Here is a 12,208-nt window from a genome sequence, read left to right as displayed (position 1 = left end):
ATCTATATGGCAGCAATCCGGATAAAAAAGAGGGCTTTTAGATGAAAGTTGACAGGCTTGTCAGTATTATAATGGTACTTCTTAGCAAAGAACGTATAGGCGCTCAAGCGTTAGCCGATATGTTTGAAGTATCACCCCGCACAATCTACCGCGACATAGACGCTATCAATATAGCAGGTATCCCCATCCATGCAACACCAGGAGTCGGCGGCGGCTTTGAAATCATGCCAAACTATAAGATTGATAAAAAGGTCTTTTCATCTGCTGACCTTGCCGCAATCTTAATGGGGCTTTCCAGCCTTTCCAACATGATACACGGCGGCGAACTGGTAAACGCCCTTGCGAAAGTAAAGGGTTTCATCCCTGCTGACAAAGCAGAAGAGATTGAATTAAAAGCAAATCAAATATGTATAGATTTAAGTCCATGGATGGGAAACGAGAACATACAGCCGTACTTAGAGATCATTAAAACAGCTTTGCAGGAAAGCAAACTGCTTTCGTTTGAATATATTGCCCACCACGGAAATAAAACACTACGAACGGTTGAGCCATATCAGTTCGTATTGAAAAGCAGTCATTGGTATTTGTATGGATTTTGCCGCAAAAGAAATGATTTTCGCATGTTCAGGCTGTCCCGTGTGTCAAATCTGCAAATGCAAGAAGAAACTTTTACACCGCGAGAATATCAAAAACCGGCATTAGACTTTGCAGAAATCTTGGAACCCATGCAAGCAAAAATCAAAATCCGTATTCATAAATCTATCCTGGACAGAGTGCTTGATTTTTGCACCTATGAACACATTTCGCCAGACTGTGAAGAATATTACATTGTCAGTTTCCCTTTCATAGAGAATGAATACTACTATAATATCCTTCTTAGTTTCGGGGATAAATGTGAATGCTTAGAGCCGTTACACATCCGCACAGAAATGAAACGCAGAATACAAAAAATTTCTGCACTATATGAGAATTAGAACAAATAAATTGATAGGATTTCACTTATTTTCTCCATATCAGTTCAAATTTATGTCCTCTATACTTGTCAGCGCCTGAATATCTTCAAAATACCAATCACTGCTTTCCTGAGCCATTAGGTCCAGCGAATACAATTACTTCAGGCTTTTTTAGCAATACGTTCACTGTAACGCCCCTTTCTCATTCTTGTTCCGATCTCTACTCTCGTTCCATCACTACTCTCATGATATATCGTTTGTGTCTGTCTATCATAAACAACTATAGGAATATCTAATGCTTTTTTCTTTTCCAATTCAATTTTTACCGCCGCATTTGCACGTTTCACAACTGCATCATCAGAAATATATTCTTCACGTTTCATATCGTTCTCCTTCCTACTATATTATACATACTAATAAGTTCTCTTTTCATCTTTTTCTATATTGTTTTTTACCATAATATCTGTCTCTGTCTGTTTACTTATTTCATGAACCAGATAGCTTATTATAACCTTTTCTAAACTATTTGTCACTACTTCCGCACAGCAAAAAGGGGAAATCGGCATTAGCCTTCAATCTCCTGATAACAGCAATCCCGAATAAATTCCTCTCCTATGGTTCTCCAAATAAGATTTCATCTTTGAGACAATCAATATAAATATCTATGGTTTCTTCGATTTTTCCCCAGTTTTTATTAAGTTCAGTATATAATCCTGTCTCGCCGAGTCCAATCATATTGTAAAGCGCCAGACACAATTCAGTATTTAAGAATTTACTATTGCAGGCGGCAATCTTATCTTCTCTTAGAATCTGCGGGTAGCTGACTTCCTTTATAACTCTTTTTGAGAAACAATACTCTAATAAAGACGGCGGGATATTATTTCTTCGATTTTCACCTAATAATTCCCTTGCTATTGAATACCACTATTCCAATCTCTAAATTCGAATGAAAACTCTACCCCATGGGCAATTTCACAAATTTTCAACGCAAGCTCTTTATCTCCGTAAATATAAAGCCAATATGCCAAAGAACATAAACAGTCTGTGTCTGAAGTTCCAAAATTTTTTCAAGTATTGGTACTAACTTATTATGAAAACTATTAATTTCTTGTTGTAATTTATTCATTTTTCACCTAAATACTATAATTGCTAGTTTCATTTTTCAAACCCTGAAACAAATTGTCAAGTCCTTTTTTATACTATTTACAGAATGTTCATAAAGCGGCTCAGATTTTGGGGGCCTGAACAGATGGGGGCGGGGAGCGGGGAACGTCAGCGAAGCCCGTGTCACTGGATCCGGAAATAAGAAAGCGCCCGAACAGTACAAGACTATTCGGGCGTGGGGCATAACAGTATGAACCGTCAAAAAACGACTATTTTTTCATATTTGAGTAGAGAATGCCGTCGTGCGGCAAACATTAAGCGTATGTATATACAGCGTGCTGACGCCTATATGTGTCGTTGTCCTTTTGGCTCAATTCTTTTTCTATCTGTGCCAATTTTGCTTTCAAATCCTCTATTTTACTTTCATCTGTTTCCCTGTTGATCTGCTGCTCCAGCTCTTGTTTCTGCTTTTTTAGTTTTTCAATCTCACGGTCAACCTTATCGGTATTGCAGGTGCAGCTTTGCCCCTCTTTGTCAGAGCCGCTTCTTTCCGGTCCTTTTGCACTTTTGTCCCGACCAGAGGAATCGGAAACATCTGGGGTATCCTCTGCCCGCTTTGGGTCATCGAAATAGATTTTAGGCTTGCCGTCCTCGTCTTTGCCCAGCCGGTAACGCCCTGTTGGTTCCGGTTTTTCCTCCGGAACATATTCATCCATCACAGGTTTTTGATGGCGCAATTGGGTTTCATCTTCGGGCCGCTGAACTTTTTTCGGTTCATCCACATCAGCAATCGGCACATACGGCTTCGCCGCGCCTGAATTTATTCCAGAAATAGACTGCATAATATATTCCTCCAATCCACAAGATAGGTAACTGATATTGCTATTATCAGTTTACCCCGAAAAAAAGGAATTTCAAGGCTTTTGTATTGAAAGGCTCTCTGGATGTATTGAAAGGTTCAGCAACACGTTCAAAGAGAACCGCCGTTCAATTTTCTCTGTCAGCATCACACCGTGATATTTCTCTGTTACAGCTTTGATAATGGAAAGACCGGTGCCTGTTGGCGGCAGCGGATTATCTGAACTTGCAATCCAGTCCAAAATGCAGAAAATGAAAATGTATATGACAAAATGATATGCCTTCTGTTTTTTCCCGGTGAGGCTGGCACAAAAGTAAACGTGCAGAATGCCTTGAGCTATCAGGCAAAAAATATTAAGCCCTATACTAAAATAATCCATATCAGCCATTCCTCTCTGTAAACTACCCATTGTCTAAAGCCAATAGGCTTCCTGCTTCATAGACCTCGTATACCCATAGGACACTTACCTACTATCTCCACAGGCGTATTTTGCCAGATGATGATTCTTTACCATATTCTTTATCTGTAAGTTCTCTGAGACTATCACTTGATTTTCGCTGATAATCTCATGGGAAACCTTATGCAGATAATCTTTCCTGGTATTTGTAATCTTCTCATGACATGATGCTATTTTCTTTTTCTGTTTGTAATAATTATTGCTTCTTTTTCTATTATTGTTTTTTTGCCGTCAACCATGCTTTCTGGAATTATGTTTCCTATTGAACTACTTCCAAAAACGTTTGAAACAATAGGAAAACTATTTCCGGCTACATGGGGATATAAACTACTGGCGGAAAATGCTTTTAAATTTGAAAGCCTTTTGCCACTGCTCTTGATTTTTATTTTAGCTACTGTTATGTGTAGTATTCTGTTACGAAGAATTGATAAATAGCAAAGACAGACGAGCCAGTCAACTATGGGATAACCTGACAAATAAATTGCATATTCATCAGCAGAAAGCCCTCTAAGCTGTGCATTTATCCTGAATTTTTCAGGATATTTGGGCATAAAATAAGGTTTTTTAATGCAATAAACAATATCTCCATCCGCTTCGCCCGAAAGTTCGCGTTCTGAAAATCTGTGGAAATTAATATCCATTATCACCTGCTGTAAGCTTTCTGGCAAGTCCGCAAGGAAGAAGCACTTAATCTCATTTTCATACACAAAGATACAGCTTAAGTCACCCTGTCGATCATTCATGCAATAACAGATTACATTTTCGTTTTGGTGACCTTTTATCAATTACATTATATATGCTTTGACGAGATAGATTGAACCACTCTGTCATATGTCCAATTTTAAAAGCAAACTGCTCAACAAGTTTGTCAATTACTGGAAAATCAAATCCCTTTTCGGCAAATTGATGTTCTATCATCGCATCCTCATCCGATTCGGACTCAATAAGAGCAGGCTTAAAATAGTCTTCTCCCAGTTTATAAAGAAGATCTATCTGTTCCAGAAGCTGTTGCTGCGAAAGGGTTCCCATATTCTTCAAGTGCAGAATATCTGCATGGTCTAAAATCTAACACTTGACCTATTGTCTCAATATGCTCTATGATAAAACAATTACAAATCCGTACCGAAACATCCAAATCTGATGCGGGACGACGTAATATTTCTTCTGGAAGTGATGGTCTTTTCCCAACGGCAAATCCAGATCTTTTCATTTTATCTTTAAAATCATCAAGTTGTAATATTCCGTTTGCCTCTATTACATGGAGAAGTTCATCGATTTCAGCAATACTCTTTGATCCCATGTTGCGGATTTCTTCTAGATTTTCAATATTCTCAATAAGCAAATAAAGCGTGCTAATATTAGCGCGCTTTAAACAATTGAACGTTCTTGTAGAAAAGTTCAGTGCAGAAATCGGAATCTTGCAGTATTCTTCTCTATTCTTAATGTACATTAATATCAGCCTCTCTCAATGAACTGATTCTATTCCTGCTAACAGGAAAGATGCCTTAACTTAAGGAGTACTTCCCTCAATCCCAATCCATCCTTTTACTGTTTCCACAGCATAACCAACCGCCTGTGCTATCTTTTCAATATCAAGTCCCATTCTGTACAAGTTTCCAGCTACTTCTTGAGCTTTTTTCTTCTCAGATTCTTTCCTTATTTCCTGAATCGCCTGACACACATTAACCACCTCTTCACTTTCATCATATTTTATTCCAGAATTTGTGATCGCTTCAATCACATCTGCCGCCCTTCGCTCCACTTCCATAAAACGCTTCGCATTGGCTTCCAATATCCTGCTTAAATTCTCACTATCTTTTGAATATTTGATGAACAGCATGACCTCCCGCAGGCTGGACTGGAACTTCATAATCTCCTCATCAGACATCTGTGCAGGGGCTATCATTCGCACATGGTAATTATCCATGCAGGCAAGCACATCCGGATCTGACACATCCATCATTTCTAACAGGCTTAACGGCCCATCCCACTCTTCCGGGCCGAAAAATATAGTCACCGTAATGGATGGTATCAGCCTATCCTCTTTCCAAAAACCGCTTAAAAATTCACCTGCACTTGGTGTTTTCCTATCCTCATCAGCGGATGTTTTTCCCTGTTCTTTTTTCTGCTTCATTTCCTTCCGGTGTGACTTTGCCGCCTCTTCCACCTGCCCTGCATACTCCAACGCATCATAAAGATTGTTCTTCACAGCCATGGCATAATGAATTTCGGCCTGGTTCTCCGCTCCATAAAGGACATATTCAATCTTTCCGTCCGTCATTGCCGCATACAACTTCTGCACATCACGGAATTTCTGGACAGGAACCACTGCGCCGTCCGCACCGTATGGCAGCGCGATCTTAGTGGAGTCACGCTCTGTAAGCTGCTCCGGCAGGATCACCTGCCGCCCTCCGTAAATATAGTAATTAAAAATATCGGCAAACACGCCTGCATCTTTAACATAATCCTTTGTGATCGTATCTGCTTTCAATGGCATCTACCGCCTTTCTCATGAATGGCAGACATCCTATCAGATTCCTGTCTCTGCCATGCTTCCATTATACTAAAGCATCTGCTCTTTTTCAAGCGTATCTGAGCGGCTTCTTCGATAACGTTCAGAGGGGTCAGATTTATGACCACTGTGGCTGTTCACATCCGCCGCTCCCATGCTGCCCTGGCACAGCTCCAAAAGCAAACAAGGGATTCCAACAACAACCAGCGTGCCAGAATCCCTTGTTTTTAGCGGTTTCCCCCATATTCTGTTTATTCCCTTTGTATCAATTAAGCGGTTTACATTTCCACGTAGAATTTATAACGGTGGATTCCCATCTCTTCTGCTTTCCGTTTCAGGATCGCTTTCTGGCTCCCGATACTCATGCTCTCCCCGACGTTTCCATCGTCGTGGGAGAGTCTTTCGTATAGGGCTGTGAGTTTGTCTTTCTCTGTCTGTTTCTTCATAGTGTGTAACCTCTTTTATGGGTGTGTGAAAAAATAGTTTTGTGGTTAATTCTATTATGTATGAACCCAGATAAGGAGAAAACTTAAAATTGTGTTTAAGACAGCAGACATAATAAGGTGGAGAGAATAATCTTATTTGGAGGAATTACAAAATGGCAAAATCATTTTTTGAGGAAATGGGCGGCAGATACGAAAAGCAGGGAGATTATCTAATTCCATGTATAGCTTTACCAGCCGAAGAAGAACAGCTGATAGGCACATGGGGACAGCGGCACTTGGACTATCTGAAACAGTACCGTAAGGTTACATACACAGGCGCAGGAACGCTTGGAATGGCTCGTAGAGGGCATGAAACAGGCACAAGGCATAACGGAACAGCTAAAGGCTGAAAATGCGTTAGAATGGACAGGAAAAATCCAAAAGTTTTGATTTCTTTTAAAATCCAAACTTCAAAGAAATCCAAACTTTTACTCATAACCTCAATGAATACAGTGTTTTGAGGGGAAAAAGTTTGGATTTCTTTTTGGACGTATACTTACAGGCCGCAGAAGCCAGACAATGTTCCATCGTTGTTTTTCCACTTTTTATTCGGAGATTTTTCTCTCTCCATCTCCAAAGTGGCAAGGGCGCTTGCTTTTTCTTCCGTTGTTATATCAAGATATTTCATTGTTGTTTCTAACTGCTCATGGCCAAGCAGAAAGCTGATCTGAACAATACTAATGCCATCCTCAAGCCAGTGGGATGCTTTCGCATGCCTGAATTGGTGGGCATGTGCGCCAAGTGGCACCTCTGGACATTTCTCATGGGCGATTTTCGCACACAGCTTAATCCGCTTATCAAGTGCGGGTTCAGAAAGCTTTGTTTTCCGTCCTCCCACACGGGAATAAAAAAGATATGCTTCCGGTTCTGGCTTCTCGCCATGGAATTCTTTCAGATATATACGGATATTTGCAACGGCACGCGGAAGAAGATACGCTGTCCTCATTTTTCCGCCTTTTCCCAAAAGTATAATGTAGGGCTTTGGCTCATCCAAATGGATATGGGATATCTTTATGGACCGTATCTCGTCAAGACGTCCTGCAGTGGCATAAAGCACAGTCAGAAATACAACGTCCCGTTTCCCTGTCCTTGTTGAGAGATCCGGCGCGGAGAGCATTGCCGCAACAGCATTCCGTGTAAGCCCACATACTTTCTTTTTGGTGCATTTTTGCCGTTTGATTTTTTTCGCTTCCTGATAAAGATATAAGTATTCGATATCTTTCTCTCCCAGATATTCAAGGAATACCCGCAGTGACCCCAACCGTACATTGCAGGTGTCCGCGCTGCACTGGCGGGTTTCTTTCAGCCAGAGTATCCATTTTTCAAGCCATGCCCTTTCAAAGCATTCCCGGCTGAAACAGTCGGGTTTTATATTCTCCGTTTCCAGAAATGAGAGGTATAAAACCAGGCTGTCCTTGTATGATTTCAAAGTGTGTCTGCTGTTTGTGAGGAAAGTTGGGGCATATGTATTTAAAAAGTCAGAAATAAAGTATGCGATTTTGGCAGATTCATCATTCTTTTTCATCGGGTACCTCCGGTATGATCTCATTGAAGCCGGTTTCCGTTTTTTCCCGAAGGATATCAGACATTCCCGGCACAATGGAATAATAGTATAACGTCGCGTTTATTTCGCTATGCCCCATGGATTTTGAAAGATAAAGGAGCTTTTCGCTGAACCCGAAGGCATCTTCCTCCCACCGGTTGATGTTTTCTACCGCATAATGATGCCTAAGTTCATACGCCACGGGCCTGTTGTTTTTGCCGTTTGCTTTTTCCCACAGCTTTCGGAATATATAGACCACCCATTGCCTGGAATAACCGTTGCCCATCGCATTCTCAAAAAAATATGTCCTCCCGGGATAAATTTTCTCCACTTCCCGGTCGTACTGTTTCAGCAGGTCTGTCATGCTGTCGTGGAGGGCCACATAATGCTGGGCGTATCCTTTTGTTTCATGAATGTTAAGAACCCCATGTACCAGGTCGACTTCGCTTCGTTTCAGTTTCCGGGCTTCTGTTGTCCGTATGCCGCTGCTGTATAGAAGCCTGAAAAAATACAGGGCACGTCATTTTGGGGAGGAGAAATTTGGGAGAGGGCTTATAGGGGACTATGCTGTCGCATTCATGGAAAAAATTTTGCAGTTCTTCTCTTGTGAATGCATGTGGAACTCAGGTCCTTTTTTCTGCTTTCGGAACCGGCATAGGCAGGACGTCTGTCATCCTGCGCTTTTGAAGATAACTGATAAAGCTGCGGATTACCCCTGTCCGTGTAATACAGGAGGATTTTGTTTCTGTATCACGTTTCTGACACCACGCATCAACCATTTCCTGGCATAAGGCCCTGCCTGGGAAACGTTCCGCACAAAAACGGTCAAAGTACCTTAGATTTCGCGCCCTTACTTCACTCCAGGAACCAGACGATTCCTGGTAAAACACATACTTTTCTATAAGGTCAGCAAACCCGGATTGATAACTCACCATTGGAACACTTCCTCACTGACAGGAAACTCTCTGATGCCGATTGCGCATTCCCGTAAATGGCTGATATCCGCCAAAAGATAGTGGTTCAGCGAGTCTGGATCGCTGTGTCCAAGAGTGGAACTGATGACAGGGGCTGGGATGCCGGAGCCTGCAAATGAAGCCGCCAGGTTATGACGGAACAGATGCGCCCCTTTCCTGTCACCTTTGTTTTGGCGTATGGAGGCAGCTTCATATACTTTTTGGGCTATATTTCCCACTGTGCCCGGGCTGATCGGTCTACAGGGGGTTGTTCTACAGAGAAAAATGTGTTCATCGTTGCTGTCGGGGCGTTCTTGTGTGGCATAGTCAAAAATAGCATTGCCGACTGCTGCCGTGAGGGGGAGGAGCAGTTCTTCACCAGTTTTTTTCTGGGCGATCCGGATCTCCTCTTTCTTCCAGTCTATGTCGGAAAATTTCAGGGCGGCCACATCGCTGGATCTCATCCCTGTAAAATAAAGGATAGTGCCAATGGCACGGTTGCGCAGGCAAAGCCCACCCTCACTGTCGGAAAGTACGCTGCGAACAGCCTGGGTTTCCTCTTCCGTAAGATACTGGATATTTTTTCGCCGGCGATGCAGATTGGGAAGGTATGTGAGGATGCGCCTGTCAGAATCGAAATAACTGCCCGTCTGTGCTTCAAATACAGATGCGATATTAACCTTTGTGCTGCTGCTGAGCTTTTTGCGGGAGAAATAATCCAGGACACCCCGCTCTGTCACATCCTCCAGTGACCGGAAGCCGGAGGACTGCAAAGCTAATAAAAGGCCGCTGCAGGCAGAGATACTGGCCCTTACTGTCCCCGTTTTAAGGCCGCGCCTGTAGCTTTCTTTTTCATAAATATCAAGCAGGCTTTTAAACTCCTCGATCAACTGTGTGTATGCCCCGAACCTGAAAAGCGGATTACGTTTCCCTTCTGATAAGCTACCATATTTGCTGTAACGGTGAAAAAGATTATAAATCGTTTTTCGGTTTGCCTGTGTTTCCGGGGACGAAGTCTGCGCCACCCTTATCTGACAGGCAGCTTCAAAAGAAGCAAAATGATAAATGTTCTGATGGTTTTCCAACCAGCGGATTTCGCGTCTAACACATTTCATATAATTCTGGCTGTATCCATCCTTCTGCATGTCCTGAAGAAGATCTTCATAAGTTTTGTCTGAATGAAATAAATTCATCTATATCACCTCCATCATTATGATAGCTGGAGATGAAGAAAAAAAGAAATCCAAACTTTTTCCCCTCAAAACACTGTATTCATTGAGGTTATGAGTAAAAGTTTGGATTTCTTTGAAGTTTGGATTTCAGGAAGAATGAATAACATAAGGGCTTGTGCAATGGAGATTGTGAATGAGGAAATAATCTACGCATAACAGACAGGCGGCAGAGGGTTGATATGCTCCCCATAGAATAGACGCTCGAAAAAACAAAAATTTCGAGACTACACTATGGGGAGTGATTTTATGGGCAAAAAGGAATTTACAATTGAAGAGAAGATTGAAGCAATAGAACTTCATATTCATGACGGGATGGGATACGGAGCGATATCGGATAGGTATCTTTCAGATTTGGATATAAAAAGATATGAAGTATGCAATGAATTCCGTAGCAGTAGCAGCATTGTGAAATTGCAGTTATCACTTTATCTTTTCATTTGACAAATTAAAAAATTTCAAGTATAATAACGTTGTTATCAATAACATTGTTATTGGAGGGAATATGGCGATTAGAAATTTTGAACTTGATAAAAAAATTATAAATGCTGCGAATAAAGAATTTTTAAAAGAGGGATTTACAAAAGCATCTTTACGGAGAATTGCTCAAAAAGCAGGCATTACTACAGGAGCACTTTATACTCGCTATAAAAATAAGGATGAATTATTTTGCAGCCTTGTTTCTGATGTTTGTAAAAAATTTGATGAGCAATTCACTTATTTAATGCCACTATTCTATACAGCTATTGAAAATAAAAGCATTGATAAATATGTTCAAATTGTGCATCTTGAAACACAAAATATTTTGAGTCTAATGTATTCAAACTATGATGCCTGCATTTTGCTTTTAAATTGCAGTAAAGGCAGTTCTGTAGAAAATTGGTTTGAGCAAACGATTCAGCGAATTATAACAGAAGCACAACAATTTTATTATAGTTTTTTGGGAGATAGTATCAATAAAAAAGCGCTGGAATTAATTATTGTTGCACAATTTTCTGTTTATAAACAAGTTATTCAAAATGGGTATTCAAAGGAAGAAGCAGAAAGTTGTTTGGAAGTTGTTTCTCAATTTTTTGACAGTGGATGGAAAATGATTATGGATGACGTTGATTTTTATGGAGAATAAATTATGAAAAAGAATAAATTACAAAAGGAATATAAAGATAAGACACTGGCTATGTATTTTAAGATTGCAATCATTGGTTCAATAATATGTTTTGTTGGTGATATGCTTTTAGGCTGTTTTAATCCATCTGGTTCAAAAGGAATGGCAAAGTTTTTCCCTGCGTTTTCTGAGGAATGGTCTGAAGTAAATGCCATAAGATTTGTTTTTGGCGGTATATGTGGGGTAGTTGCGCTATTACTAATATTTTGGGGATTTTTTGCTATTTATTTATTAATGGAAAAATGGAATACATTATATAGAAAAATATTTTTAATATCATCATTTGTATTTGTTGCTGTAGGGACATTGTATCATTGCGTATTTGCAATTACTGCATGGTTATACAATAGATTGACAAATTATAACGTAATATGTGCAAAACAAATTAGTGAAGAGTTCTTTTTTACATTTATATTTGTTTCTGCATTAGCAGCGGTAGGATTTGCAATGCTGTCATTTGTTATGTTTATTGCAGCTATAAAAGGCGTGTGGTCTACTGCAAAGTGGTTTATTTGGGTTAATCCGATATTGGTGATGATGTTGTCTATTGTTTTAGTAAAATTACTTCCTCAAAATGCAGTTCTTACAGGTATTTTTGACTGGGGGCAGCAAAGTATTAGTTTATTTGTGGTATTTTTCATTTTTAAAAAAATGTATTTAAGCAAAGGAATTGCAAAAAAAGAAAATTATTTTTAGTGGAGTGAATTTATGAAAAAATGTGAATGGATATTATGTCCTATATGTGGTAATAAAACTCGTGACAAAATGCGGAAAGATACGGTTTTGAAAAATTATCCTCTCTACTGCCCGAAGTGCAAGCAGAAAACTTTGATTGAAGTAAAGGATTTACAAGTAACCGTCATCAAAGAGCCAGACGTATAAGACACAGAGCCAATGAACAAGTGAGAAACCACACATTATCGGTTTTTTATCAGAAATTCAATGTAG

Annotated in this window: 18 protein-coding genes and 1 pseudogene; 7 read left to right on the top strand and 12 right to left on the bottom strand. The window is 40.2% G+C overall.

All coding sequences use genetic code 11. The features are described 5' to 3' along the window. Positions 1 to 41: 41 nt before the first annotated feature. Entirely contained in the window at positions 42 to 974 is a 933-nt protein-coding gene (locus tag VSQ62_RS08470; RefSeq protein WP_334634286.1) for a helix-turn-helix transcriptional regulator, read from the top strand. A gap of 140 nt (positions 975 to 1,114) precedes the next feature. Here VSQ62_RS08470 and VSQ62_RS08465 read toward each other — a convergent pair whose 3' ends face one another. From VSQ62_RS08465 to VSQ62_RS08450, 4 genes are all read right to left on the bottom strand, one after another. Continuing rightward, positions 1,115 to 1,336, bottom strand: coding sequence for a hypothetical protein (locus VSQ62_RS08465; RefSeq protein ID WP_334634285.1), 222 nt, complete (start codon positions 1,334 to 1,336; stop codon positions 1,115 to 1,117). Positions 1,337 to 2,371: 1,035 nt separating this feature from the next. Then, complete coding sequence (locus tag VSQ62_RS08460; protein ID WP_334634283.1) at positions 2,372 to 2,899, bottom strand: ABC transporter C-terminal domain-containing protein; 528 nt, start codon at positions 2,897 to 2,899, stop codon at positions 2,372 to 2,374. 72 nt (positions 2,900 to 2,971) lie between these two features. Beyond that, entirely contained in the window at positions 2,972 to 3,295 is a 324-nt protein-coding gene (locus VSQ62_RS08455) for an ATP-binding protein (RefSeq protein WP_334634280.1), read from the bottom strand. An 84-nt stretch (positions 3,296 to 3,379) separates the two neighbouring features. Further along, positions 3,380 to 3,526 carry a hypothetical protein gene (locus tag VSQ62_RS08450; RefSeq protein WP_334637607.1) on the bottom strand — a complete coding sequence of 49 codons (147 nt, stop codon included), beginning with the start codon at positions 3,524 to 3,526 and terminating at the stop codon, positions 3,380 to 3,382. A gap of 84 nt (positions 3,527 to 3,610) precedes the next feature. Here VSQ62_RS08450 and VSQ62_RS08445 point away from each other — a divergent pair, with 84 nt between their 5' ends. Further along, positions 3,611 to 3,808: a hypothetical protein gene (locus tag VSQ62_RS08445; RefSeq protein WP_334634277.1), complete on the top strand. Its 198-nt coding sequence runs from the start codon at positions 3,611 to 3,613 to the stop codon at positions 3,806 to 3,808. 300 nt (positions 3,809 to 4,108) lie between these two features. Here VSQ62_RS08445 and VSQ62_RS08440 read toward each other — a convergent pair whose 3' ends face one another. The 4 genes from VSQ62_RS08440 to VSQ62_RS08425 form a co-directional block, all read right to left on the bottom strand. After that, positions 4,109 to 4,291, bottom strand: a complete 183-nt coding sequence (locus VSQ62_RS08440) for a hypothetical protein (RefSeq protein ID WP_334634276.1) — start codon at positions 4,289 to 4,291, stop codon at positions 4,109 to 4,111. 58 nt (positions 4,292 to 4,349) lie between these two features. Next, positions 4,350 to 4,823: a DNA-directed RNA polymerase subunit alpha C-terminal domain-containing protein gene (locus tag VSQ62_RS08435; RefSeq protein WP_334634275.1), complete on the bottom strand. Its 474-nt coding sequence runs from the start codon at positions 4,821 to 4,823 to the stop codon at positions 4,350 to 4,352. Between the two features lie 60 nt (positions 4,824 to 4,883). Further along, on the bottom strand, positions 4,884 to 5,870 hold the full coding sequence (locus VSQ62_RS08430) for a transposase (protein WP_334634274.1): 987 nt from the start codon (positions 5,868 to 5,870) through the stop codon (positions 4,884 to 4,886). Positions 5,871 to 6,163: 293 nt separating this feature from the next. Further along, positions 6,164 to 6,331 (bottom strand): recombinase family protein, encoded by a 168-nt coding sequence (locus tag VSQ62_RS08425; protein ID WP_334634273.1) that lies wholly within the window; start codon positions 6,329 to 6,331, stop codon positions 6,164 to 6,166. A gap of 152 nt (positions 6,332 to 6,483) precedes the next feature. Between VSQ62_RS08425 and VSQ62_RS08420 the strand changes: the two are divergent. Further along, positions 6,484 to 6,760, top strand: a pseudogene (locus VSQ62_RS08420) (TnpV protein). 106 nt (positions 6,761 to 6,866) lie between these two features. Here VSQ62_RS08420 and VSQ62_RS08415 read toward each other — a convergent pair. From VSQ62_RS08415 to VSQ62_RS08400, 4 genes are all read right to left on the bottom strand, one after another. Beyond that, a complete protein-coding gene (locus VSQ62_RS08415) occupies positions 6,867 to 7,799 on the bottom strand; it encodes a tyrosine-type recombinase/integrase (protein WP_304973926.1) in 933 nt (310 codons plus the stop codon). A gap of 82 nt (positions 7,800 to 7,881) precedes the next feature. Next, positions 7,882 to 8,370, bottom strand: a complete 489-nt coding sequence (locus tag VSQ62_RS08410) for a tyrosine-type recombinase/integrase (RefSeq protein ID WP_334637605.1) — start codon at positions 8,368 to 8,370, stop codon at positions 7,882 to 7,884. 166 nt (positions 8,371 to 8,536) lie between these two features. Next, positions 8,537 to 8,848 (bottom strand): hypothetical protein, encoded by a 312-nt coding sequence (locus tag VSQ62_RS08405; protein ID WP_334634272.1) that lies wholly within the window; start codon positions 8,846 to 8,848, stop codon positions 8,537 to 8,539. Continuing rightward, positions 8,842 to 10,059: a tyrosine-type recombinase/integrase gene (locus VSQ62_RS08400; protein ID WP_334634271.1), complete on the bottom strand. Its 1,218-nt coding sequence runs from the start codon at positions 10,057 to 10,059 to the stop codon at positions 8,842 to 8,844. The genes VSQ62_RS08405 and VSQ62_RS08400 overlap by 7 nt, the downstream gene beginning before the upstream one ends. A gap of 285 nt (positions 10,060 to 10,344) precedes the next feature. Here VSQ62_RS08400 and VSQ62_RS08395 point away from each other — a divergent pair, with 285 nt between their 5' ends. From VSQ62_RS08395 to VSQ62_RS08380, 4 genes are all read left to right on the top strand, one after another. Then, positions 10,345 to 10,539: a hypothetical protein gene (locus VSQ62_RS08395; RefSeq protein ID WP_016293019.1), complete on the top strand. Its 195-nt coding sequence runs from the start codon at positions 10,345 to 10,347 to the stop codon at positions 10,537 to 10,539. 61 nt (positions 10,540 to 10,600) lie between these two features. Further along, on the top strand, positions 10,601 to 11,221 hold the full coding sequence (locus VSQ62_RS08390; RefSeq protein ID WP_016293018.1) for a TetR/AcrR family transcriptional regulator: 621 nt from the start codon (positions 10,601 to 10,603) through the stop codon (positions 11,219 to 11,221). Between the two features lie 3 nt (positions 11,222 to 11,224). Then, positions 11,225 to 11,956 carry a DUF6796 family protein gene (locus VSQ62_RS08385; protein ID WP_016293017.1) on the top strand — a complete coding sequence of 244 codons (732 nt, stop codon included), beginning with the start codon at positions 11,225 to 11,227 and terminating at the stop codon, positions 11,954 to 11,956. Positions 11,957 to 11,968: 12 nt separating this feature from the next. Further along, a complete protein-coding gene (locus tag VSQ62_RS08380) occupies positions 11,969 to 12,142 on the top strand; it encodes a cysteine-rich KTR domain-containing protein (RefSeq protein WP_016293016.1) in 174 nt (57 codons plus the stop codon). Positions 12,143 to 12,208: the final 66 nt, after the last annotated feature.

The sequence above is a fragment of the Sporofaciens sp. JLR.KK001 genome (genome assembly GCF_036941055.1).
Classification (GTDB): Bacteria; Bacillota; Clostridia; order Lachnospirales; family Lachnospiraceae; genus Sporofaciens.
Note: the sequence above shows the minus strand (reverse complement) of the source record. Positions and strands in the feature narration are given on the sequence as shown.